Raw genomic sequence first — 24,218 nt, 5'->3', positions numbered from 1 at the left:
GCGCGTAGCATGCGTGCAGCAGCCCATTGCCCAACTGGAAACCCGATGAGCCAACACGTCCTGCTGAACAACATCGACCACAAGGACCTCCGCGTCGACACCGCGCACCGCGCCGCGCTGGGCGACGACGTGATGTTCGCGCTCACCTTCCCGGCCGAGCTGCGCAATGTGCAGGCCTGCTACCCCATCGTGTTCCGCAAGACCGCCGAAGGCGCGTTCCAGCCGATCGCACTGTTCGGATTCCAGGACGGGCGCAACCTGTTCCTGCAGCACGACCGCTGGGATGCCACCTACGTGCCGCTGGCCATCGAACGCCAGCCATTCCTGATCGGCCGCGATGGCGAGGAACTGATGGTCCACATCGACCTGGACAACCCGCGCATGCATACCGGCCAGGGCGAGCCGCTGTTCCGCGACCAGGGCGGCACCACGCCTTTCCTGGACCGCATCACCTCGGTGCTGCTGACCTTGCATGAAGGACTGGCCAGCGTGCCGGCTTTCGTCGACGCGCTGCTTCAGCATGAGCTGCTGGAATCGTTCGCGCTGGACGTGGAACTCGACGACGGCTCGCTGAACCGCATGGTCGGCTTCTACACGATCAACGAAGAACGCCTGCGCGCGCTGGACGGCGCCGCGCTGCAGAGCCTGCACCAGGCCGGTTTCCTGGAGCCGGTGTACATGGTGGTCGCGTCGGTGTCGCGCTTCCGCGACCTGATCGACCGGATGAACCGGTCACATGCTGCCGATCGGTAAGAAAATCAGGGAACTCACCGGCCTCGACCCGCAGTCATTGCCGGAGGAGGTGCTGCAGGGCAGCGAACCCGCGGTGTTGCGCGGGATCGCCGCTGACTGGCCGATCACCCGTGCGGGCAACGAATCGGCGCAGGCCGCAGTGAGCTACCTGCGCGGCTTCGAACGCCCCGGCGCGCAGCCGGTGGTGGCGCTGGTGGGTGCTCCCGAAATCCAGGGCCGCTTCTTCTACAACGGGGACCTGAGCGACTTCAACTTCAAGCGTGAGAACGTGCCGCTGGGCGTGGCCCTGGCTACTCTGTTGAAGTACGCCTCGCAGCCGCGGCCGCCGGCGATCTACATCGGTTCCACCACCATCGACACCTGGCTGCCGGGCTTCCGCGAGCACAATGATTTCGCGCTGGGCGGACGCGACGCGCTGTCCAGCATCTGGATCGGCAACCGCACCCGCATCGCCGCCCACCAGGACGTGCCCGACAACCTGGCCTGCGTGGTCGCAGGGCGCCGGCGGGTGACCCTGTTCCCGCCGCAGCAATTGTCCAACCTCTACATCGGCCCGCTGGATTTCACTCCGGCCGGCCAAGCCATCAGCCTGGTGGATTTCGCCGCGCCCGACTACGACCGCTTCCCGCGTTTTCGCGAAGCGCTGCAGCATGCGCAGGTCGCCGAGCTGGAGCCGGGCGATGCGGTGTTCATCCCCAGCATGTGGTGGCACCACATGGAGGCGCTGGAAACCTTCAACGTGCTGGTCAATTACTGGTGGCGGCGGACGCCGGCGTGGATGGACACGCCCATGAACGCGCTGATGCTGGCCATCATGACCGTGCGCGAGTTGCCGCCCGAGCAGCGCGCGACCTGGGAAGACGTGTTCCGCCACTACGTATTCGCCGCCGACGACGCCACCGCCGGCCATATTCCCGAGAACGCGCGCCGCATGCTCTCGCCCCTGGATGAAACCCGGGCGCGTGCACTGCGCGCGCGCCTGCTGCAACGACTGAACCGCTGAGGACGACACGCCCGATGAACGACACCGCCGAGTTTCCAGGCAAGCAGATCAAACGCGTGGTCATCGCCGGTGGCGGCACCGCCGGCTGGATGGCCGCCGCCGCCCTGTCCAAGACGCTGGGCAAGGTGCTGGACATCACCCTGGTCGAGTCCGAGGAAATCGGCACCGTCGGCGTCGGCGAGGCCACCATCCCCACCCTGGTCACTTTCCACCGCCTGCTGGACATCGGCGAGCAGGAATTCATGGCCGCCGTGCAGGGCACCATCAAGCTCGGCATCTCCTTCGAGAACTGGCTGGACGTCGGCCATCGCTACATCCATTCCTTCGGCCTCAGCGGCAAGGACCACTGGTCGGCCGGCTTCCAGCATTTCTGGCTGCGCGGGCGCAGGGAAGGCCTGGCCAGCGGCTACGAAGACTACTGCGTGGAACTGAAGGCCTCGCTGCAGGATCGCTTCGCGCACCTGCCGCGCGGCGGCATCAACTACGCCTATCACATGGACGCCAGCCTCTATGCGCGCTTCCTGCGCGGCTTGAGCGAGCGCCACGGCATCAAGCGCGTGGAAGGCAAGATCGTCTCGGTGGCCACCGATGATGCGTCCGGCTACATCACCGCACTGACCCTGGCTGATGGTTCGACCATCGAAGGCGACCTGTTCATCGACTGCACCGGCTTCCGCGGGCTGCTGATCGACAAGACCCTGGGCGTGGGCTTCGAGGACTGGTCGCACTGGCTGTTCAACGACAGCGCACTGGCCACCCAGACCACCGCCGTACGCGATGCCGTGCCCTACACGCGCGCGATCGCCGGCACCTCGGGCTGGCAGTGGCGTATCCCGCTGCAGCACCGCGTGGGCAACGGCATCGTCTATTCCAGCCGCCACATCAGCGACGACGACGCCAAGCAGGAATTCCTGTCCAGCCTTGAGGGCGAGGTGATCAAGTATCCGTGGCCGATCCGCTTCCGCCCCGGCCAGCGCCAGAAAAGCTGGGAAAAGAACTGCGTGGCCCTGGGCCTGGCCGGCAGCTTCATCGAGCCTCTGGAATCGACCACCATCCACCTGATCCAGCGCGGCATCGTGCACCTGCTGCGCATGTTCCCGCAGGTCATCGCCCAGTCCGACATCGACCAGTACAACGCCCAGCTCAACGAGGAGCTGACCCACGTGCGCGACTTCGTGGTCCTGCACTACACGCTGACCAACCGCCGTGATACGCCTTACTGGCGCGAGATCGCGGAAATGAAACTGCCAGCGACCCTGCAGCACCGCATCGACCTGTTCCGCGAAACCGGGCGCGTGTTCCGCATGCCCGACGAACTGTTCGCCGAGAATTCCTGGATCCAGGTGATGATGGGCCAGGGCATCGTGCCGCAGCAGTACCATCCGATAGCCGACGTGATGAGCCAGCCCGACCTGACCCGCTTCCTCGGCGACATCAAGAGCAACGTCGACAACACCGTGCGCCAGCTGCCGGCGCACATGGACTACCTGCGCGGTTATTGCCCGGCGCCCGTTCCGGTGCGCTGACCGCCATGCACACGTTGTTTTCCACCGCCACCGACGCGCTGATCTTCATCGGCCTGGCCTGGGGCCTGTGGCGCCTGCTGGGCCGCTCGATTCCCATTGCGGTGATCCCGATAATCATCGGCCTGGTGCTGGCCGCGACCGGCGGGCTGCCCGAATCGTGGGGCGTGCCCTCGCCGCTGGGCGACAACATCGGCTGGGTAGGCGTGCTGTTGCTGGCCTTCACCGCTGGTCTGGAGACACGGCAGTCGCGGCATGACGACGGTCCCGACGATGCGCGGCCGCCCACCCGTGCCCGCCGCGTGCGCTTCCTCGGCAGCGCCGGCCTGGCCCTGCTGCTGCCGTTCGCGGTAGGCGCGACCCTGGCCTACAGCTACTTCAGCGGCCTGCCCAACTGGGCCGCACCCAACGGCAACCGCGTGCTCGGCGCGATCGCCATCGGCCTGTGCATCGCGGTCAGCGCCCTGCCGGTGCTGATCGGCATCGTCCGCGAGCTGGGTCCCTTGCACCGCCCGCTCACCCGCGTGGCGGTCAGCATCGCGGTGTTCGACGATGCGGTGCTGTGGATAGGCCTGGCGCTGTTGTTGCTGGTGGCCGACGCCAGTCCTGATCCGGCGCGCTGGTCGGGCGTGCACGTGCTGGCGCTGGTGGTGCCGGTGGTGCTGGCCGCGCTGTCGGCGCTGGTGCAGCGACGCGGCTGGGTACCGCCGCGCGCGGTGATCTGGCTGGCGTTGCCGCTGTACCTGGCCGCCGGCGCCTGGGCCAGTTCCAAGCTGGGCCTGCATGCCCTGCTGGGCGCTTATTTCGCCGGCGCCATCGTGGCCCCGCTGTGGGCGCAGCAGTTGCCGGTCGAACGCCTGGGCCGGTTCGCCTTGCTGGGCCTGGCGCCGCTGTTCTTCGGCCACAGTGGTCTGAAGATCGATGGCGAGGCGCTGGGCTGGGCTTCGCTGCAGATCGCCGGCGCGCTGCTTCTGGTTTCGGTGCTGACCAAACTCGCCGCCGCGCTGCTGTGCCCGCCGGTGCCGGGCCTGTCGCGGCGCGAAGCCCTGGCCATCGGCGCGCTGTTGCAATGCAAGGGCCTGATGGAAATCGTGGCCGCCACCATCCTGCGCGACAAGGGCCTGCTGTCCGAACACGCCTTCGCCGCGCTGGTCACCCTGGCGGTGCTGTCGACCCTGCTTACCGGTCCGTTCTTCCGCTTGATGCTGCGCGACCGCGCCGCGCAGAACCACACTGCAAAACAAACTGCATAAGTGGATGACCCTGCACCAGCAATGCGAGCGCAAAAAAAAACACGATCTGCAGTCTGGTTCAGGCCAGTGCTCACGCAACGCTACCTGGCAACCCCGTAGGCTTGCTTCACCCGATGCGGTTGGGCTCTCGGGATTTGCTAGCCCAGCTAAGTCGGGTCAACCATGAATGGAAAAGAACAATGATGCCGAGCTCCAGCTCCGCAATCTCGCGTGCCTGGTTCCGCAGCTGCACGCCAGGGATGTCGCCGCCTCGCTGGTGATTGCGGCACGCCTACGTGAAGAGATCCAGACCTATCCCGACGACCAGCAGGGACCGCTGCTGATCCGGCTGGAGTACATCGTGGACGAACTCACCAGACTGACCGGCGGCTAATGAGCCTGTTGAGGTAGGGCCTGTCTTGGTGTCCAAGGATGGGTAGTCACCTTCGCGCTACGCCACCGCGCAACTCATTCCTCTTCCGACCACGGCCGCCGCCGCTTCCAGTCCAGCCACACGGTGATGCGCGTTTTCCAGCTGCCGCTCCAGTCCACGGCCAGGCCCTGCAGGCGCAGGGCATCGGCGACTTCGTTGCCGATGCGCACGGCACCCTCTTCGCTTTCGTTGCGGCTGCCGGTGCCGAAGCTGATGCACAGGCCGCCGCCCTCGACGGCCACGGCGACATCCAGGCGGTGGTAGAAGGCATAGCCACGCGCACGCTTGCCGCTGGCGATGACCTTGTCCATTTCATCGACGATATCCTCGATGTATTCCTCGTCGTCCAGGTCGCACTCGAAGTTGTGGCGGGTGACGATGTCTTTACCGGCCAGCTTGTCAAATGCGATGTCCAGGCGTTCGCAGTCGGTGACCAGCGGCCAGCCGATCTGCGCCTTGTAATGCTTGTAGAAACTGGATGCCGCCATTTCCTGGGCCAGGGCACGCAGTTCGCTTTCCTTGGCTTCGCCCTCGAACCTGTCAACGGCCAGCTTGATGATCTCCGCGCGCGTGGAGAAGCCGGCTGCCACTTCACGCCTGACCAGCAGGCCTACTTCGCCGACCAGTACGAATTCCGGGTCCATGTCCATATCCATGCAGTGCACCTCCTTCCTTGTGGGGTAGGGGGCAGGATAGCGCGAGGTTCGCAGGAAAATGCCTCCGTAAGGCGCCGCGATGAGCCCCTCCCTTGCGAACCAGGGGAGGGTTGGGGAGGGGTTGCTCTTGGCGGTGCAACAGGTGGCCTTGATACTCAATGCCGTACGCCGCAACTACCCAATCACTGCAGGGTCATCGCGAAGAGCACCCCTCCCCAGCCCTCCCCTTTGCTGCGCAAAAGCGAGGGGACCACCGCGCAGCTCCGCCCAGGCCAAGACCCTTAATCGCCGGTCGGCATCGCCTCCATATCCATCCAGAACGGTCCCCACACATGGCCGTCGGGATCGGCGATGTCGCGGCCGTACATGAAGCCGAGATCCTGGACCGGGTTGATGTCGCCGGTGCCGCCATTGGCCGCGGCCGCGGCGTTGAAGGCATCGACGGCGGCGCGGTCGTCCATGGCCAGGGCCAGCGACACTTCGCTGGACGTGGGGGGACAGATGGGGCGGGTAGTGAAGCTCTTCCACTTGTCGTGGCTCAGCAGCATGACGTGGATGGCCTCGCTCCAGACCATGCAGGCAGCGGTGTGGTCGGTGAATTGCGGGTTGTTGCTGAAACCCAGCGCCTCGTAGAACTTCATCGAGGCGGCAAGATCGGTGACGGGCAGGTTGACGAAGATCATGCGGGGCATGGAACGGTTCCTTGGGGTGGCGTAGTCCTGTCGGCGACGAACGACGGTGTCGCGGATCGACAGGCGCGCACCGTTGGCGTTCAACCCACCCGCATCGCCTCGATGCGGTCGGTCAGCCGCCGCTGCAGGTCCCGCGGCGAATCGAACGGCCCCTTCTCCACGCGGGCGGTGGCCACGCGCCTCGCGTCGTCGAACCAGGCCTTGCGGTGCTCGACGAAATCCACCGCGTCGATGCGCGCCTTCAGCACGTCGGTGTAGAAGCGCGCGCCGCGGTCCTGGTTGCGGAAGAACCAGCTGACCCGCCACCAGCGGTCCTTGCCCAGGTCCGGCGGGAATTTGCCGCGGTACACCACTTTCTTTTCCCCGCCGGTGACCGGCACCACCGGCCCCGGTTCGGAACCGTAGCCGATCGGCGCGGCCCACACCGCCAGGTTCAGTTCGCTGGCCATGACCATCGGGAAGCTGTCGCCGATCGAGCCCAGGTAATCGGCCAGGTGCGCCTTGCGCGCCGCGTCGCCGCTGCTGCCCTTCGGCGCCTTCAGGTAATTCTGCATCTGCTGGCGGATGCCATCGGGCGCCACGCAGCCCCACAGCTTGATCAGCGCGTCGCTGGCGAAGGCATCGGCGAACTTGCGGCCCTCGGCGCCGGCCAGCGGGTTGGAGCCGAAGAAATCGCGGATGCGGAAGTCGGTGTCGTTGGGGTCGCGCGGCTTCTGGTCCAGCGGCTCCAGCTTTTTCCCGGCCGGATCGTATTCGGCGCTGTTCCAGACGATGGGCCCGCCCATCCAGCCGTGGCTGAAGACCTGCAGGCTGCGGATCGACTGCTTCGGCTGTTGCTTGACCCAGTCGTACATCAGGGTGATCGAGGGGCGCTCCCCGCCCAGGGTGCCGTCGGCATTGCGCATCTTCACCAGCGGCAACAGCACCGTTTCCGAGTCCGGCGCGGCGGTCGGCGCGCTGCCGCGCTTGAGCAGGATGTTCTTCCAGATCTTCAGCTTGGCATTGGGATAGTCGAAGAACACCAGGCACACCGATTCGGGCGCGGCCTCCTGGTCCGGGTCCAGGTGGAAGAACATCCACGGGAAGTCGGCCTCGTTCTTCTTGCCGCCCTGCACGAACACCACCGTCCTGGCCTTGGCCACGGCTCAGCTGCCCTCGTCCGGCACCCACTCCCAGGCCTTGGGCGCGGTGCGTTTCCACTTCGGCAGGTCCGAGTCCGGGCGCACCAGCACCAGCGCGGTGGGCACGCGGTTGTCCCAGGGCTCGCCGACCGGGATCTCGCCACGCGGGGCGCCGGTGCGTTCGCGGATCTCGTCGATGATCGACACGTACAGCGGGTTGTGGATGCGCGGTGGTTCGCCCTCGCCGCCCCACAGCTTGCCGGTCTGCAGGAAATGGCTGACCGCCGCCTCGAAGCCCGGCCGCGCCGGCACCACCACCCGCGCCGAACCGGCGCGCAGGAATTCCAGGAACAGCGGGTCGATCTCCTGCTTGCTGAAGCGCTCCACCCAGGTCGCCTTGCGCGCCCAGAAATACGGGTAGAACACGTACTGGATCTGGTCCCATTCGAAGGCCTGCTCGAAGAAGCGGATGTAGGCACCCTCGGCGACGGCTTCGGCGAAATCGAAGTAAGGCGGGCTGGCGTCCCTGGTCGCATCGAAGGCGTCGTAGCGCTGCTGGGTCAGCATCGAGATGCAGTGCTTGCGCAGTTCGGTGGTGATGGTCTGGCGGTTGGTGGCCGGCGGCGCGCCGAACGGCAGGCGGTTGTCGCGCTCGGCCCGGGCCTCGGCATCAGCGCGCAGCTGGGCGACCTTGCCGTCGTACTCGCGCACGCGGTCTTCGTAGGCGGCGCGGAGCTTGTTGTAGGTGGCCAGGCGCCAGCGGTCCTCGGCTTCGTCGGTGCGCTGGGCCACCACCACCAGGTCCAGCGACCAGGTCGCGGTCTCGTGGGCCAGGATCGACACGCCCAGCTTGGAGTCGGTGCTCAGCGCATAGGGTTCGGCCGCCAGGTACAGGTACAGCGCCGGCTGGTAGGCCAGGGTATGGCCGCCGCTCATCGCCACCCGGCCCGCCGCCGTAGGCTGCCACAGCGCCCGTTCGCTGCCGATGGCCACGGCGATGACCGGGTTGTCGTCGCTCAGCGCCAGGCCGCGTGCATGCGCGCGCAGCGGCCGGTAGCCGGCCGGCACGGTCAGGTCCAGGCGCTGCACGCCGCGCGGCTGGCCGCTCTCGCTGGCGTTGTCCTCGCCGTGTTTGGCGCCGGCGGCGATCAGCAGGTAGGGCGCGGGCATGGCGTCGATCTCGGCGCCGAACTCGGCGGCCAGGGCGAAGGCCAGGTCGTCTTCCAGGTACGAGGCATTGGGGCAGACCAGCTCGAGCTTCTGCGGCGCCGGCGGCAGGTCCACGTCCAGGGTCGGGTTCTTTTCCACGTACCAGAAGAACGAGGCCGGTTCGGGAATCATGAAGTCGAACATCTCGCGGATGCCGTAGTTGAACACCTGCGTTTCGTAGACCTTGTCCAGGAACTGGTAGACGCCGTTGATGTGCTTGCCGGTGCCGTTGGCGCCGCCGTTGTCCAGCTCGTGCAGGCTGGTTTCCTCGGTCTCGCGGATCAGGGTGCGGGTGCGCACCTCGCGCACCCGTTCGGTCAGCCGTTCCAGCGAGCGGCTGACCACATCCTTGGCGTATCGCGAGGAATTCTTGCTGGCATCCTCGCTGGAGGAAGAATCCTCGATCACCACGCTGTTGGTGAACTCCACGGTGGGCCCGTACTTGCCCGACAGGCTCAGGCCGAAGCCCTGCTTGTGGTCGTTCTTGACCGTACGCGAGGCTTCGCGGTTGAGTTCGAAGCGGTCGGTGGTCTGGACTTCGGTTTCCTGGCTGCGGGTACTTTCGGTTTCGTTGAGGACGGTCTCCTCGCTGCGCTCGAGCTGGCGGTGGGCGCGCGATTTCTTTTCGCCGATCAGCACGTTCTCGATGTGGGCGATCTCGGCGCCTTCGTAGCGCTTGATCTGCTGCTTGACCACCAGCAGGTCGGCCACCCCGGCCGGTTGCACCAGCGCCTGCCGCGGCGCCGGTGGCAGGGTCACGCCCGGCTGGGTGGTGACCACCGGCCGCGGCCAGTGCACGCCCTTGCCCGGCAGCCGCCATTTGTCGGCGAACAGGCGCTGCACGGCGGTGTCGATCGGGGTCACGGCCAGGTCCACGCCCTGGCGCTGCAGCACGGCCTGGGTGGGCGCCGAGACGTTCCTGCGCGCCTTGGTGGTCAGGGTGAAGGGAATGCTGCCCTCGCGCGCGCCGCCGTTGGCGTCTGGCTGTTCCAGCAGTTCGCGCCGGTCCAGGCGCAGCAGTTCGGTGATTGCCACGGTCAGGGCCTGGCGGCCCTGGTCGGGGGCCGTCGCCGGCAGCGGGGGTGGCGGCGTGGATTCGTCCTTGCGCTCGATCTGGGGGGCCAGCAGCGAGCGCCCCAGGTAGTCGGACAGCAGTACGGGCGGGTGGGCCGTTTCGCCATCGGGCGACAGGGCATCCGGCAAGCGGTAGACGCGATAGAGGTCCTGCAGGGCGCGCAGTCCTTCTGGAAAACCGCCGCTGGCGAAGAACGAGGCCAGCAGCAGGTCCGACAGGGCCGCGACGCGGGCGGGGAAGTCGCGTGCGCTGCGAGCATCGCCCAGGCCGGGCAGGCGCGCGCGCAGGTCCTCGAGGGTGGCTTCGGCATTGCCGCGCAGTTCGGCGATGGCGGCCACGATGTCGGTACCCAGCGGCAGGTCGGCGGGGCCATGGATCGTGGCCGACTGCAGGAAGGCATTGGCGGTGGCCACGCGCTTGGAGACGCTGCCGGCGCCGGCCAGTTGCTTGACCAGGGGCGTGTCGGCCACCAGCAGGATGGGCTGGGCTTCGTCGACGGGGCGCCGGGGGCGCAGCTGCACGAAGCGGAAGACGTCGTTGAGGGAGGTTTCGTCGGTCATCTCGAACCCATGAATGACAGTATGTGACTGGCCCCCCGACTCTTGAGTCAACGCGGCATCCTGGCGCATGCGGCCATCACCCTACGCCGTGGGCGCCGGCTTCCCGAGCGGCCAGTTGCGGTGAATGTGGGATGGCAATGGCGGGGCAACACCCGCCGTACGTCATTCCCCCCTTCGCCGCCTACCCACTGACCCACGGGTCGTCATCCCGGCGTGCGACGGGATGAGGGCTTTGAATCTTGCGCCGCTCCCAAGACAAGCCCGCCCGCCAATAGGCAGCGACCGGCGGCACCGCGCCTTCCTCGTAACGTCTGTTTAATCGCACTGCGTCCAAGCTGCGGGGGCCAACTCGTGGCGGCCGATGGGAGCAGCGCGAATGACCACTTACAAAGTGGGGTACCTGATCGGCAGCCTGTCGACCACCTCGATCAACCGCCTGCTGGCCAGGGCCATGATCAAGCTGGCGCCGAAGGAGCTGGAGTTCGTCGAGATCCCCTTCGCCGACCTGCCGATCTACCGGCCCGAATACGACGCCGACTACCCGGCCCCGGCCCGGGCCTTCAAGGAAGCGCTGGCGGCCGTGGATGCCTTCCTGTTCGTGACCCCCGAATACAACCGCTCCATTCCCGGCGGGCTGAAGAACGCGATCGATTTCGCCAGCCGCCCGTACGGGCAGAACTCGTTCGCGCGCAAGGCCTCGGCGGTGATCGGCACTTCTCCGGGGGCGATCGGTACGGCCGTCGCCCAGCAGCACCTGCGCAGCCTGCTGGGCTACTGCAATTCGCCGCAGATGAATTCGCCCGAGGCCTACATCCAGTTCAAGCCGGGCATGATCAGCGACGACGGCAGCGTCACCATCAAGGACACCGAGGATTTCCTGCGCAATTACATGCAGGAACTGCATGCCTTCATCGTGCGGGTGACGACAGTGCACCCGCGCAAGGCGTAGGCTGCAGGCAATGCAGTGAGTGCAACGACCCGCAGGAGGAACGCCCCATGCATCTGTTGATCGGGCTCGGGCCCATTGGCGGCAATATTGTCGAACAACTGGCCAGCCCGCCGCAGCCGCGGCGCAAGACCGACGGCGATGGCAGCGGCTTCCACGCCGTGCCGCTGAGCAACTGGTCGCAGCCCCCGCAGCAGCCGGTCAATGTCGACCTGGACGCGGTGGACTGGCATGCGGTGCGCAGCGTGCACATCTCGGTGCCGAATGCGGCCCAGGTTGAGTCGGTATTCGAATCGCTGCTGGATACCACCGCGCTGCCACTGACCGTGTTCGTGCACACTACCCTGGCCCCGCACGATGCGCGCGAGATCCTGTCCTCGGCGCCGGACACCTGGCGCACCTTCGAGGCGCCGCTGGCCATGGGTCCGCAGGGCGCACGGGCCGAGGCGATGACCGTGCTGCTGGCCGGGCCGGCGACCACTGCTGCCGAAGACAGCTTGCTGGCCAGCATTTCCGGGCGCGTGGTGCGCATGGACGCTTACGGGCAACCCGCACTGGTGAAGCTGCTAAACAACACCCTGGCCGCTTACAACCTGGCCGCCACCGCGCGCATGCTGACCCTGGCCTCGCAACACGGGGTGCGACCACGCGATGTGGTCGAGGCCATCGGCGTGTCCAGCGGACGCGGTTGGCTGAGCGACAACCTCGCCGACGTGTCCTACCAGCACCTGCTCACCGACGTGGAACTGCTGGCAGAGGAACTGGGGCCCCTGCCCGCCGTGGCCCTGGACCACGAGGTGGAACCGGTAATCCTGCAGGCGCGCGCCCTGCTGGGCGGCAGCTCGGCAGGCGACTGAGCCTGGGCGCCCACGCGCCGTTACGAACGCCGTGCCTGGGTCGCACGGAGCCTCGTGTAGGAGCGACGCAAGTCGCGAAGCCGGGAAAGCATGGTGCCCGACAAGGAAGGCACTCGGACGTTGCGCGCTTCGCGACTCGCGTCGCTCCAACAAAAAACGTCACGCCGCGCGCAGAGCCTCGTTCCCACATCTTCCCCGACTTTCAAGGTCGTCATCCGGCGAATGCCGGGATCCAGGCGGTAGCGCAAGCGCACCCACGCCAGGCACGGTGCGTTGGGTACACGGGTGCTGCAGGCACCTTCTCTCTGGCAGCTGGATCCCGGCGTACGCCGGGATGACGACCGCCAAGGTGCAAGTGCTCCTTGCGCTTTCTCCCAGGATAACTGGCTGCCAGCGCGCACCTGACTGAACCAGCGCGCTTGCGCCCAGGTACGGAGCGAATAACCAACACAGCACAAATCGCTAACACCCCGCGACTAGGATCGGATGCAAGCCAAGGCATCAACCAGGAGATTGCAATGCAACTTGTCCAGAGTCCGAACACATCACGCTGGGCGCAAAGCCCCAACCCGGGCCAGGATCCCGCCCAGCCGCCGGTACCGACCGGACCGGGCCCCGGTGAAGTTCCCAGCCCGGCACGCGATATCCCGCCCGGCCAGCCCACCGATCCGGTGCCGAACCAGCCCATCGATATTCCGCCCTACCAGCCCACTGATCCGATTCGTCCCAGCTGATCGACCCGAGCAAGCCACGACGCGGCCAGGGTCATGGGCATGGCGTGGCCGCGTTTTGCCAAGGCACGTCGGCCCTTCATTGCCGCAGCACCCGGCGCATGATCCAGGGCCACTGCCTGCTGGAATGACGCCCGTTCATGCCCGGTGTGTTCCATCGATTCATCCAGGACCACCTGCCTGCATCCTGGCCGCCCCTGCCGCCGCGCAGCTCCGAACTGAATTGCAGGGTGGGAACTCCACCTGGGCGACCGGGTGGGTTCTGACCGCTCCTGTATCCTCGCCACAGGACAAGGGGAGGCGGCCATCAAACTTTCGACATTCATCCTGGACGACATGGAGCGGATCCTGACGTGCTGGGACGAGTACGCCCAGACCATGTCCCCCGCTGCCGACGAGATGTCGCTGCATGCCTTGCGCGACCACAGCGAGGCGATGCTGCGCGCGGTTGCGCTGGACATCGACTCGCCGCAGAGCAAGCGCGAGCAACGCGAAAAATCGCTGGGTGAAAGCGACGAAGACGGCTCCAGTGCCGCGTCCGAACACGGGCACCTGCGCCATGCCTCCAACTTCACCCTGATCCAGCTCAGTTCGGAGTTCCGGGCCCTGCGCGCCAGCGTGTTGCGCTTGTGGCTCAAGCACGTGGAGACGGTAACGCCCGACGTGCTCGACGACGTCATCCGTTTCAACGAAGCCATCGACCAGGCGCTGGCCGAATCGATCGTGACCTATGCAGCGCGCGCGGCGCACTCGCGCGACCTGTTCGACGCCATCCTCGGGCACGACCTGCGCGGCCCGCTTTCGGCCATGAGCCTGTCCGGGGAGCTGCTGACCCGCGGCGGGATGCCGGCCGCCAAGGCGGTGGAAATGGGCGCGCGCGTCACCAGTTCGGCGCGCTACATGGCCAGCATGGTCGATGACATGCTCGAATTCGCGCGCACACGGCTGGGCAGCGCGCCCATACCGCTGCATCTGCGCTCGGCCAGCATCGAAGCGATCTGCAGCGGCGCGATCAGCGATGCGGCGGCCATGCATCCGCGCAGCCGGTTCGAGATGCAACTGGAGGGCGGCCCGGAAGCCTCGATCGACGCCGATCGCGTCCGCCGGTTGCTGATGAACCTGCTGGGCAACGCGGGCCAGCACGGCACACCCGACCGGCCGGTCATATTGCATGCGCAGGCGGGCGAGTCCGAAACCATCTTCCGCGTCATCAACGAGGGCCGCGATATTCCCTCCGGCCACCTGCGCAACATCTTCGAGCCGCTGGTGCGCCTGAACTCCGAAAAGGAAGACGACGGCATCCGCACCACCAGCCTGGGCCTGGGCCTGCATATCGCCCGCGAGATAGCCGCCGCACACGGTGGTTCGATCACCGCCGAGAGCGCAAACGGGCAGACCACCTTTACCGTGCGCCTGCCGGTGCGCTTGCCCGAGCCCGCCCCTGCCGGCTAGGCAGATGCACCGCGTCGATCCTGGCTGAGCCCGGTCACCGCGGAGGCCCGCGCTGTCCTGGAACCATTCCGTTCCTGGCCAGTGACGTCAGCTGTCTTCGGCCCCCGGGGCCGCTTGCACTTGTGGCACGGCGCTGTCGCGCGTCGAGATATTCTGCAGCCGGGCCACGGTGCGGCTGAGGCGGAACGCGGTCTTGCGCTCGGCGCCCGGGCTGGGGTGCCACGTCTTCGCCGCGGCGTCATGGGGTCCGCCACGCATCAATCGCAACCACACGGCGACGATGACGCGCGTCATGCGTGGCCATTCCAGGCGTGCGCGCGCCGGAAGCGCCTCCGCATACTTGTGCTGCAGGGCGGGCAGCAGCAGGGCCAGCGGCTGTCGTGAGTAGAGGAAGTAGGCGTCGTAGGCGAACTTCAACGACGGCAGGTAATCGGCGAACGAGCGATTCCCTGCATGGAAACCGCTGGCGCGGTACGCGGTTTTCCAGTACGCCAGTTCCGCGCGGATATCGACCACCATGGCGGCTTCCGCCGCGCACGTCTCGGGCTGCACCGCGGAACGGGCGGTAATGCGACCTCGCGATCGCGACATGTCATTGCACTCCCCAAGGGCGGGCGTCGCCTGCGATTACCGGAATCGCGGGCAGCGTCCTCCAGTACCCCTGCTCAGATAGCAACGCGCCGCCGCTTCAATCCCGGCCAGCGGCCAGGCGGGCCGACACGACGCACCGGCCGGAAATGCATCAACGCACCGCGTGGATGCGGCGCTCGCTTCGCCCGCCTGGACCGCGACCGGGCTTCACACCACTGCCGCAGACAGAATTCGCTCAGTCGGCCGAGGGCCCGCCGTCGATGTACTGCAGCATCACGAGCACGGCCACATGGACCCGGTCCAGGTGGTCGCGGTGGCCACGCAAATCCAGCAGCAGATCGCCTACATGGTTGCCAACTGCAAACTGCAGCCCCAGGCCGATGCAGCCCTGCACCTGATCATTGCCCAGCTGGCCGCTGGCGCGCAGGCGCTGAAAGACCATCCCGGCGACCTCGGCCCTGTTCCACCGATGCGCCAGACGCTGCAGCAGTACCCCCGCCAGTTCGACGATTCCACCTGGACGGCTGACGAGGCGGAAGAAGCGCACTGAACCGGTACCCTGGACACCGCAGGAATGCCTGGCTCAAGCGGCTGCCGCCACGGTGTCACGCATCAACTCACCAGCAGCCGTAAGAGCATGACCGAGTCCCGCAGGCCACGCTGGGTTACCTGTCGATTCCGGACCACACGCGGGTCGTCCCTACGACAAGGCCCGCACCATCGCGACGTTCGACGGCAAGACGTCGCGCAAGTCGGCAAGTGACTCAGCCAGTCCGCCAAGCCTTTTCGCCGCGGGCGCACTTCGTCGCAGAGGCCACTGGTGTATGCGTCGCGGTATGCGCCCTCACGCAGCTTGAGTGAGTGCAGCATGATGTCGGTGCGCATGCGAGTCGGCGATTTGTGAGTCAGAACGACTGGGCACCAGTCGGTGGCTCACCATCTGACTCACTTTTTGGTGGGACTGAAGTGGAATCGCTAGGACTAGCACGGACAAAAAACCCCGCGATATGCGGAGTCTTTATGTGCTTACTGGACTTTACTGGACATCCTTGTACGTAAGCGTGGTGGGCCCACCAGGACTCGAACCTGGAACCAAAGGATTATGAGTCCTCTGCTCTAACCATTGAGCTATGGGCCCGCGCGCTGCAATTGTAGCTGGCCGCTCGCCACGCATGTGGGCGCGCCATGACGATGCATTGATAAGTCAGTGCGCGGTGTTGCCGCGGCCACGCAACTGAGCGGCGCGTTGCAGGATCGGCGGAACCTGCGTTTCTTCGGGAATGCTCAACAGCTGGTGCCGGCGCAACCACTGCCCGGGTGCGCGGGCGGAGGTCAGGGCCACGATGGGAATGGCCAGGGCCATGCCGAGGGTCACCGGTGCCATCCACGCGGCCAGTGCAGGCGAAATCAGCAGGGCCACGGCACCGGTGCAAAGACCGAACAGGGTCACACCGCCGTAGCTTTTGAGCAACGCCGACAGCGGCAGCGTGCCGTCATCGCGGCGTTGTGATTCCCAGCCCGAGTCGCGGCCGGCCAGCACCTCGGCCACGCCGCGCGACTGCACGTACATCACGATGGGTGCCATCAATGCAGCCAGCACGCTTTCGATGAGGATGCTGGCCAGCGCCCGCAGCGCGCCACCGCAGCCGCGGCGCTCGACCGGATCCAGCAGCAGCGCCAGGTAGCCTAGTAACTTGGGCGCGAACAGCGCGCCCATGCTGGCCACAAACAGCCACAGGATCCGCTGCGGGTCCAGCGACTTCCAGTAGGCCACCGGTGAGAACGCGGCGGCTGCGCCCTGCAGATCCAAGCTGGCGTGTTCCAGCGGGATGGCCAGGCCGACCAGCATCAGCATTGCCCACATCGGCGCGGTGAAGTAGTGGCCGATGCCGATCATGAAATGCCAGCGGCTGACCCAGTGCAGGCCGCGCGCGCGCAGCACCGCGGCGTGCTGCAGGTTGCCCTGGCACCAGCGGCGGTCGCGCACCAGCAGGTCGGTCAGCGAAGGCGGACCTTCCTCGTAGCTGCCGCGCAGCGCAGGCACCATGTGCAGGGCCCAGCCGCCGCGCCGCATCAGCGCGGCCTCGACGAAATCGTGGCTGAGCACGTGGCCACCAAAAGGCTTGTTCCCGGGCAGTTCCGGCAGGCCGGCATGCGCGGCGAAGGCCTGGGTGCGGATGATGGCGTTGTGGCCCCAGTAGTTGCTCTCGGCGCCATGCCACCAGGCCACGCCATGGGCGATGACCGGGCCGTACACGCGCCCGGAGAACTGCTGCATGCGCGCGAACAGGCTGGTGCCGTTGACGATGCACGGCAGTGACTGGATCAGCCCGACGTCGTCGTGGCTTTCGATGGCCGCGGCCAGGCGCACGATGGTGTCGCCGGTCATCAGGCTGTCGGCGTCCAGGATCAGCATGGCCGGATAGGCGCCGCCGAAACGCCGCACCCATTCGGCGATGTTGCCGGCCTTGCGCTCATGGTTGTCGGCGCGCCGGCGATAAAACAGGCGCCGCTGCCCGCCGGTGCGTTCCACCAGGGCATGGAACTCGGCGATTTCCTGCGCGGCGATGTCCGTGCGGGTGGTGTCGCTGAGGATGAAGAAATCGAAGTGGTCCAGGCAGTCGGTGTCGCGCACCGATTCGTAGATGGCCTGCAACCCCGACATAAGCCGCTGCGGGTCTTCGTTGTAGGTCGGCATCAGCAGGCCCGTACGCAGGGACAGCGACGGCAATGGCGCGCGCGCATCGATGCCCAGCATCGCGGGCCGGCGCGACAGCAGCAGCACGAACCCGACCACCGCGCCGAGGAACGACTGCGCGATCCACGCGAACAGAAACACGAACAGCAGCAGCAACACACCTTCCAGCACACCCAGGCCATCCACGCGCAAGACCCGCCACATCTGCCAGGCCGCCACGGCGGTCAGCGCGGCGGTGCCCCCCAGCATGTACAGGCGCCGCCAGGCCATGCGCGGCGGCGCGCTGGGCAACGCGCGCGCCTGCAGGCTGCCGCTGGCCAGCGCTTGCACCGGCATGGCCAGCGGCGCGGCCGGCGGCATTGATTCGTAGGCATCGCTTGCCACTGCGCCGGCGCTCACGGTGTCCAGCGATACAGCCAGGTTTCGGACAACGGCTGGGTACCGCGAGCCAGCCGCGCATGCAGCTCGATGGCCTGCGCGCCGGCCGGGTCCAGCTCGAAGCCGATGCGCCAGCCGCCGGTGGCTTCCACCGCATGGGCGACCGCGTTGGACACCTTGCCCGTGCTGGCCCACACGTCCGGGGCGATGCCCGCGTCCTGGCCGAGGTCCTTCAATGCATCGCCGGCGAAGTCGATGATCACGCGGCGGCGGCCTTGCGCAGCGGCCCCGATCATGGTGTTGGCGACGGTCGCCAGTTCCGGCCTCCAGCTGTGCTGGTTGCACCAGTGCAGGCGGTAATCGAAGCGATGTTCGCGCCCGGCCGCCAGCGGGGTGGCAGGCTTCCAGAAGGCAACGATGTTGTCGTGGTATTCGTCGGCGGTCGGCAGCTCGATGAGATGCACCGCACCCTTGCCCCAGTCGCCTACCGGCTCCACCCAGGCACTCGGGCGTTTTTCGTAATGCGCTTCACTGTCTGCGTAATCCGAAAACTTCCGCTGGCGCTGCATCAGGCCGAACGCGCGGGGCGCGTTGTCCTCGAAGCCACTGTCCTGCACCAGCGCCGGATTGTTCAGAGGCCGCCAGACCTGCTCGCCGGCGCCGGTCCACAGGGCCAGGCCTTCCGAATCGTGCACGGCAGGGCGGTAGTCATCGACACCGACGCGATCACTGGCGCCGAACTGGTACATGCTGGTCAGCGGCGCGATGCCGGCATGGCGCAATTCCACGCGTGGATACAGCCGCGACTGCACCTCGAACAACGTTTCAACTCCAGGCCGGATGAGGAAACGGAAGGCGCCGGCCACGCTGGGACTGTCGAGCAACGCGTGCACGACGACGCTGTCGGCATCTGGCGCGGGCTGTTCCATCCAGAAGCTGCGGAATACCGGGAATTCCTCGCCCGCGGCCTGCACCGTGTTCAATGCCAGGCCGCGCGCGGACAGGCCGTAGACCTGGCCCTTGGCGACGCCGCGAAAATAGCTGGCACCCAGGAAGGCGGCGATCTCGTCGAAATAATCGGCACGGTTGATCGGCGCATGCAGGCGCAGCCCGGCGAAGCCGAGTTCGTGTTCGTTGCGTGCGCGTCTGGCTGCGTGGCGAAAGGTGAAGAGGTCGGGTGAGTAATCCACCGGCGTGGCACGGCCGCCGCTGACGGTGAACAGCTGCACGCGCTGCTTGAACAGGAAACCGCGATGGAAGAACTGGGCCTGGAACGGCAGGGCCTCGCGGCGCCACAGCGCATGCGCCGGATTGAAGCGCAGGTCGCGGTATTCGTCATAGCCGATAGCGGCCAGCCAGGGCGGCAGATCGGTGGCCGGGGCAATGTAGGGGGCGGCGGCCAGCACCCGGGCCAGGCCAGGCACGGTGTCGGCATCAAACGCGCTGGTGGCGGTCAGTGTCCGGACGGGCGCGGCCAGCAGGCTGTTGCTGCCCAGTGCGATCAGTGGCAGCGACAGGCCGCCGAGCAACAATTGTCTTCTGTGCACGGGGCACCTCGCGTCGCGACCGGGGGAAGTCGCGGTGCATTGTAGGCATCGATGCGATGGCGGCGGAACCGCCCTCGCGTGCGGCCGCGCCCATACCTGCCGCTGAAACGCAGGAGCCCCGCTGGTGGCGGGGCTCCTGGATGTTGCGGCGACGCGGCTTGCGGGGCGGCTTACTCGATGTCGAGGAAGCTGCGCAGCTGTTCCGAGCGCGAGGGATGACGCAGCTTGCGCAACGCCTTGGCCTCTATCTGGCGGATGCGCTCGCGGGTGACATCGAACTGCTTGCCGACTTCCTCGAGGGTGTGGTCGGTGTTCATGTCGATGCCGAAGCGCATGCGCAGGACCTTGGCTTCGCGCGGGGTCAGGCCGGCGAGCACGTCGCGCACGGTTTCGGACAGGTTGATGTTGACCGTGTTCTCGATCGGGGACTCCACGTTGGTGTCCTCGATGAAGTCTCCCAGGTGCGAATCCTCGTCGTCGCCGATCGGGGTTTCCATGGAGATCGGTTCCTTCGCGATCTTCATCACCTTGCGGATCTTGTCCTCGGGCATGTCCATTTCCTTGGCCAGCTCCTCCGGCGTGGCCTCGCGACCGTACTGCTGGAGCATCTGGCGGGAAATGCGGTTCAACTTGTTGATCGTCTCGATCATGTGCACCGGGATGCGGATGGTGCGCGCCTGGTCGGCGATCGAACGGGTGATGGCCTGGCGGATCCACCAGGTGGCATAGGTGGAGAACTTGTAGCCGCGGCGGTACTCAAACTTGTCCACGGCCTTCATCAGGCCGATGTTGCCTTCCTGGATCAGGTCGAGGAACTGCAGGCCGCGGTTGGTGTACTTCTTGGCGATGGAGATGACCAGGCGCAGGTTGGCCTCGACCATTTCCTTCTTGGCCTTGCGCGCCTTGGCTTCGCCATAGGCCATCGCCCGGCTGATTTCCTTGATGTCCAGCAGGCTCAGGTGCATCGCGTGTTCGATGGCGATGGTGGCTTCCTGCTCGGCGATGATCTGCTCGCGCACGTCGCGCAGCGCCGACGACCACTTCTGCTTACGCTTGAGTACTTCATCGACCCAGCCCACGTTGGTCTGGTTGCCTTCCCACGCACGGATGAAATCCTTGCGCGGCATCTTGGCCGAATTGGTGGACAGGAACAGCACGCGACGCTCGTGGTCCTTGATCTGCTGGACCACTTCGCGGAGCTTGCGCACCAGGGTGTCGGTCAGGGCCAGCGGCAGCTTGAGGGTGACGAACACGTCGGCCATCTCGGCGCGCAGCTTGACCGCGGCCTTGTTGTCGGCGCCGCCCTTGGCATAGGACTTCTTGAACTTGGCGTAGGTGTCGGCCATCGCCTGCATGCGGCGCGCGACCTCTTCCGGATCCGGACCGGTCGGACCGGCCTCCTCGGCCTCTTCCTCGACTGCGGGTTCTTCTTCCTCGTCCTCGGCCTCGGCATCGTCGGCCACCGGCGCGACGACCACGGGCTCGGGGACTTCCTCGACCAGGTCATTGAAGCCGACCACGATCTCGGCCAGGCGCTTCTTGCCGGCCTTGTGGGTTTCGTAGTCTTCCAGCAGCAGTTCGACCGACCACGGGAAGCTGCCCAGCGAAGCCTGCACCTGGCCCAGGCCTTCCTCGATGCGCTTGGCGATGGCGATTTCGCCTTCGCGGGTCAGCAGCTCGACCGTACCCATCTCGCGCATGTACATGCGCACCGGGTCGGTCGTGCGACCGCCTTCGGTATCGAGGGTCAGGGCGGCGGCGGCTTCTTCGGCCGCGGTGTCGTCGACTTCACGGTTGCCCGTGCTGTTGCCGGCGAGCAACAGGGTTTCGGCATCGGGTGCGACTTCGTGCACCTCGATACCCATGCCGTTGATCATGCCGATGATGTCTTCGATCTGCTCCGCGTCGACGATGTCGTCGGGCAGGTGGTCGTTGACTTCGGCAAAGGTCAGGTAGCCCTGTTCGAGGCCCTTGCTGATCAGCAGCTTGATGTCGGATTGTTGGGCAGGACGTTCGTTGGCCATGTGTGCTTGCGCCACCGGATAAGGAGAATGGGGAACCCAGCATTATACCCGCCAGGAGGGGGTTGGGGCCCGATCAGGTTGCGCCGGGGTCCACTTCCCCCTATCAACGTCAGGGTCGAAGCAGGAAGGTCACCGGCCCGTCGTTGATCAGGCTGATCACCATATGGGCACCGAAACGGCCGGTTTCCACCCCTGCGGCGTGCTTTTCCCGGCACAGGGCGACCAGACGGTTGTAGCCGCGTTCAGCCTCTTCCGGCGGGGCGGCGGTGGTGAAGCTGGGGCGCATGCCCGAACGGGTATCGGCAGCCAGGGTGAACTGGCTGACCAGCAGCAGGCCGCCGGCGGTGTCGGCCAGCGAGCGGTTCATCTTGCCGGCCCCGTCGGCGAACACCCGATAGCCCAGCAGGCGTTCGGCCATGCGTGCGAACTGGACCTCGCTGTCGCCGGGCTCGACCGCCACCAGGGCCAGCAGGCCGGGACCGATGGTGCCGACCACCTGTCCTTCCACGCTGACGCTGGCCTGGGTAACGCGTTGAATGAGTGAAAGCATGGGCAGTGTGGGTCCCGGACCCGGAGCAGGCAGGGCCGAAGCGTACCGCCTCGCAGGCACGGCGGGCGCGGGTTGAATGCGCATGGGCCGCCGCTTACCCTCGGGCCCACGCAACGGATGCGGTGCCAGGGAAGGAGCAACAATGAAATGGGACGTCTTCACCATCGTCGAGCAGCTGCTCATCGTGCTGACCATTGCCGGCCAGGTCTGGATCGCCGGCAAGGTGATCCTGAATTCGCAAGGCCCCGAGCAGTACGTCAGGATCATGTCGTATGCCACTGGCATCCTGATGTTCCTGATCAGCAAGGCCTTGGGGCTGACCTTCGCCCACCTGCTGCTGTCCTCGTTCCACCAGCGCGAACTCGCCATGCTGGTGCTGATCGGCGCCGTGGTCCCGTTCCTGGTCGGGGCGCTGGTGTCGGAGGTGACCATCCTGGCGATCGGGATGGGCATGCCGGTGTTGACCCGCACGGTGTTGATGGTCGGCGCGTTCACTGCCGCGCAGGCCGCCTATACCAACTTCATTGCGGTCACGACCGCGCTGACCACGCTGGACAAGGCCTTCATCCCCAACCTCTGCTACGCCGTTTCGGTCGGCCTGTGGCTGACCTTCCGCTACCGCGACCGTACTGCGGCGGCGTGAGCCGGCAGCGGCCATGGACGTCGGCTGGGCGCGGCAAGCCGATAGACTCCGCTGCATGAAACCCGAGACCTCGGCCGGCCTGCTCCATCGCGGCGCCGCCCTGCTGACTTCCCTGCCCTGGCCCTGGCTGCGCGCGCTGGCCGACGCGCTGGCCTGGCTGTGGCGACGCCTGGACGCCCGCGAAAGCCAGGTAGCGCGGTGCAACCTGCGCTTGGCCTACCCCGAACTGCTGCCGTCGCAGCGCGCCGAGCTGCAGCGCCGGGTGCTGCGTACCACCGCGCGCCAGGCCCTGGAAACCCTGCGCTTCTGGACCCACCCGCATGCCGACAACCTGGCCTGCCTGCGCGAACGCCATGGCGAAGCGCTGTACGACGCGGCGCTGGCCTCGGGCAAAGGCGTGATCGTGGCCGCGCCGCACTTCGGCAACTGGGAACTGCTCAACCAGTGGCTGTCTTCGCGCGGGCCCATCGCCATCGTCTATGCGCCGCCGGAGTCGGCAGTGGGCGATGCCTTCCTGCTGCGCGTGCGCGGTGCCGACAACATCCGCCAGGTGCGGGCGGAAGGGCCGGCGGTGCGGCAGTTGTGGAAAGTGCTGAAGGCCGGCGGCGGGGTCGGCATCCTGCCCGACCAGCAGCCGAAGCTGGGCGACGGCGAATTCGCCCCGTTCTTCGGCAAGCAGGCCCTGACCATGACCCTGGTGTCACGGCTGGCCGAACGTACCGGCGCCACCGTGCTGTTCGCCTGGTGCGAGCGCACCGGCCCTGACCTTGACTTCGCGCTGCACGTGGAGCCGGCGCCGGCCGGCATTGCCGATACCGACCCGGTCGCCGCCGCGGCCGTGCTCAACGCGACGGTCGAACGCATTGCCCGTCGCGACCCCGCGCAATACCAGTGGACCTACAAGCGCTATGGCGCGCGGCCGCCTGGCAGCGGCGAACCCAATCCCTACAAGGAACCGAATCCGACATGAGCGACCACGACGCGCCGCTGGCTGCCGATCAGATTTCCACTGCACCTGTCGGGGAAGGCCGCGTGGAAGGCGGGGCATGGCAGCACCTGCCCGCGCGCGGGACCAAGTTGGCCGCCTTTGGCGGCGGCCTGGGATTCGCAGTCCCGGCCACCCTGGCTTCGGGCGTGCTGGCGACGGCCACCCATGTGGCCAACCCCTGGCTGGCAGCGCCGGTGTGCGGCCTGCTGGGCGCGGCCCTGGGGGCCTGGCTGGGGGCCAAACGCCACCGACGTACGCTGTGGAAACTGGACGAGGACGGCTTCGCCCTGCAACGGGGCCGCTGGTGGCAGACCGAAAGCCGGGTGCCCATTTCCCGGGTCCAGCACCTGGATCTCAAGCGTGGGCCGCTGGAACGCGCGTTCGGCCTGGCCACGCTGGTGGTGCACACGGCCGGCACGCGGATGGCGGCCGTATCGGTCGCGGGCCTGGACGGCGACGATGCCGAACGCCTGCGCGACCGCCTGGCGCGCCAGCTCGACCACGACGACGCCCTGTGACCTCTCAGACCCCATGGAAGCGGGCCGCACGGAGGCGA

Annotated in this window: 22 protein-coding genes and 1 tRNA gene; 13 read left to right on the top strand and 10 right to left on the bottom strand. The window is 66.9% G+C overall.

Annotated elements, in window-relative coordinates; genetic code table 11:
• The first annotated feature begins 45 nt into the window (after positions 1-45).
• From DT603_RS13445 to DT603_RS13425, 5 genes are all read left to right on the top strand, one after another.
• Positions 46-753: a SapC family protein gene (locus DT603_RS13445; RefSeq protein ID WP_162350487.1), complete on the top strand. Its 708-nt coding sequence runs from the start codon at positions 46-48 to the stop codon at positions 751-753.
• Complete coding sequence (locus DT603_RS13440; protein WP_162350486.1) at positions 737-1,756, top strand: cupin-like domain-containing protein; 1,020 nt, start codon at positions 737-739, stop codon at positions 1,754-1,756. The genes DT603_RS13445 and DT603_RS13440 overlap by 17 nt, the downstream gene beginning before the upstream one ends.
• A 14-nt stretch (positions 1,757-1,770) precedes the next feature.
• A complete protein-coding gene (locus tag DT603_RS13435; RefSeq protein WP_162350485.1) occupies positions 1,771-3,282 on the top strand; it encodes a tryptophan halogenase family protein in 1,512 nt (503 codons plus the stop codon).
• Between the two features lie 5 nt (positions 3,283-3,287).
• Positions 3,288-4,532 (top strand): cation:proton antiporter, encoded by a 1,245-nt coding sequence (locus DT603_RS13430; protein WP_162350484.1) that lies wholly within the window; start codon positions 3,288-3,290, stop codon positions 4,530-4,532.
• 166 nt (positions 4,533-4,698) lie between these two features.
• Entirely contained in the window at positions 4,699-4,905 is a 207-nt protein-coding gene (locus tag DT603_RS13425) for a hypothetical protein (protein WP_162350483.1), read from the top strand.
• A gap of 74 nt (positions 4,906-4,979) precedes the next feature.
• On the opposite strand, the gene DT603_RS13420 is transcribed toward DT603_RS13425, so the two are convergent.
• From DT603_RS13420 to DT603_RS15980, 4 genes are all read right to left on the bottom strand, one after another.
• Positions 4,980-5,600, bottom strand: coding sequence for a DUF6891 domain-containing protein (locus DT603_RS13420; protein ID WP_162350482.1), 621 nt, complete (start codon positions 5,598-5,600; stop codon positions 4,980-4,982).
• Between the two features lie 281 nt (positions 5,601-5,881).
• Positions 5,882-6,292 carry a VOC family protein gene (locus DT603_RS13415; protein ID WP_162350481.1) on the bottom strand — a complete coding sequence of 137 codons (411 nt, stop codon included), beginning with the start codon at positions 6,290-6,292 and terminating at the stop codon, positions 5,882-5,884.
• 80 nt (positions 6,293-6,372) lie between these two features.
• A complete protein-coding gene (locus DT603_RS13410) occupies positions 6,373-7,434 on the bottom strand; it encodes a hypothetical protein (protein ID WP_162350480.1) in 1,062 nt (353 codons plus the stop codon).
• Positions 7,435-7,437: 3 nt separating this feature from the next.
• Positions 7,438-10,257 carry a hypothetical protein gene (locus DT603_RS15980; protein ID WP_211368437.1) on the bottom strand — a complete coding sequence of 940 codons (2,820 nt, stop codon included), beginning with the start codon at positions 10,255-10,257 and terminating at the stop codon, positions 7,438-7,440.
• A 376-nt stretch (positions 10,258-10,633) separates the two neighbouring features.
• Here DT603_RS15980 and DT603_RS13400 point away from each other — a divergent pair, with 376 nt between their 5' ends.
• The 4 genes from DT603_RS13400 (at position 10,634) to DT603_RS13385 (ending at position 14,243) form a co-directional block, all read left to right on the top strand.
• Positions 10,634-11,206, top strand: coding sequence for an NADPH-dependent FMN reductase (locus DT603_RS13400; RefSeq protein ID WP_162350479.1), 573 nt, complete (start codon positions 10,634-10,636; stop codon positions 11,204-11,206).
• Positions 11,207-11,253: 47 nt separating this feature from the next.
• A complete protein-coding gene (locus DT603_RS13395) occupies positions 11,254-12,060 on the top strand; it encodes an NAD-binding protein (RefSeq protein ID WP_162350478.1) in 807 nt (268 codons plus the stop codon).
• A gap of 518 nt (positions 12,061-12,578) precedes the next feature.
• Positions 12,579-12,794, top strand: a complete 216-nt coding sequence (locus DT603_RS13390; RefSeq protein ID WP_162350477.1) for a hypothetical protein — start codon at positions 12,579-12,581, stop codon at positions 12,792-12,794.
• Between the two features lie 333 nt (positions 12,795-13,127).
• A complete protein-coding gene (locus DT603_RS13385; protein ID WP_211368436.1) occupies positions 13,128-14,243 on the top strand; it encodes a sensor histidine kinase in 1,116 nt (371 codons plus the stop codon).
• An 87-nt stretch (positions 14,244-14,330) separates the two neighbouring features.
• Here DT603_RS13385 and DT603_RS13380 read toward each other — a convergent pair whose 3' ends face one another.
• Positions 14,331-14,834 (bottom strand): hypothetical protein, encoded by a 504-nt coding sequence (locus DT603_RS13380; RefSeq protein WP_162350476.1) that lies wholly within the window; start codon positions 14,832-14,834, stop codon positions 14,331-14,333.
• A 289-nt stretch (positions 14,835-15,123) separates the two neighbouring features.
• Here DT603_RS13380 and DT603_RS13375 point away from each other — a divergent pair, with 289 nt between their 5' ends.
• Positions 15,124-15,384: a hypothetical protein gene (locus DT603_RS13375; RefSeq protein ID WP_162350475.1), complete on the top strand. Its 261-nt coding sequence runs from the start codon at positions 15,124-15,126 to the stop codon at positions 15,382-15,384.
• Positions 15,385-15,896: 512 nt separating this feature from the next.
• Here the strand turns inward: DT603_RS13375 and DT603_RS13370 are convergent.
• The 5 genes from DT603_RS13370 to dtd form a co-directional block, all read right to left on the bottom strand.
• Positions 15,897-15,972: transfer RNA gene (locus DT603_RS13370), tRNA-Ile, on the bottom strand.
• Positions 15,973-16,038: 66 nt separating this feature from the next.
• Positions 16,039-17,931 (bottom strand): glucans biosynthesis glucosyltransferase MdoH, encoded by a 1,893-nt coding sequence (mdoH, locus tag DT603_RS13365; protein WP_343037761.1) that lies wholly within the window; start codon positions 17,929-17,931, stop codon positions 16,039-16,041.
• A complete protein-coding gene (locus tag DT603_RS13360; RefSeq protein WP_162350474.1) occupies positions 17,928-19,457 on the bottom strand; it encodes a glucan biosynthesis protein in 1,530 nt (509 codons plus the stop codon). Before DT603_RS13360 ends, mdoH begins: the two co-directional genes overlap by 4 nt.
• A gap of 170 nt (positions 19,458-19,627) precedes the next feature.
• Entirely contained in the window at positions 19,628-21,481 is a 1,854-nt protein-coding gene (gene rpoD / locus DT603_RS13355; RefSeq protein ID WP_162350473.1) for an RNA polymerase sigma factor RpoD, read from the bottom strand.
• Between the two features lie 109 nt (positions 21,482-21,590).
• Complete coding sequence (gene dtd, locus DT603_RS13350; RefSeq protein ID WP_162350472.1) at positions 21,591-22,031, bottom strand: D-aminoacyl-tRNA deacylase; 441 nt, start codon at positions 22,029-22,031, stop codon at positions 21,591-21,593.
• Positions 22,032-22,173: 142 nt separating this feature from the next.
• Between dtd and DT603_RS13345 the strand changes: the two genes are divergently transcribed.
• From DT603_RS13345 to DT603_RS13335, 3 genes are read left to right on the top strand one after another with little or no spacing between them, the layout of a single operon-like run.
• Positions 22,174-22,674 (top strand): hypothetical protein, encoded by a 501-nt coding sequence (locus DT603_RS13345; RefSeq protein WP_162350471.1) that lies wholly within the window; start codon positions 22,174-22,176, stop codon positions 22,672-22,674.
• A gap of 55 nt (positions 22,675-22,729) precedes the next feature.
• Positions 22,730-23,644 carry a lauroyl acyltransferase gene (locus tag DT603_RS13340; RefSeq protein ID WP_162350470.1) on the top strand — a complete coding sequence of 305 codons (915 nt, stop codon included), beginning with the start codon at positions 22,730-22,732 and terminating at the stop codon, positions 23,642-23,644.
• Positions 23,641-24,180 carry a PH domain-containing protein gene (locus DT603_RS13335; RefSeq protein ID WP_162350469.1) on the top strand — a complete coding sequence of 180 codons (540 nt, stop codon included), beginning with the start codon at positions 23,641-23,643 and terminating at the stop codon, positions 24,178-24,180. The genes DT603_RS13340 and DT603_RS13335 overlap by 4 nt, the downstream gene beginning before the upstream one ends.
• Positions 24,181-24,218 lie beyond the last annotated feature (38 nt).

Origin of the sequence: Pseudoxanthomonas gei (assembly GCF_010119615.1) — a bacterium.
Classification (GTDB): Bacteria; Pseudomonadota; Gammaproteobacteria; order Xanthomonadales; family Xanthomonadaceae; genus Pseudoxanthomonas_A; species Pseudoxanthomonas_A gei.
The sequence above is the reverse complement of the archived record's forward strand: the minus strand, read 5'-3'. Positions and strand labels throughout refer to the sequence as shown.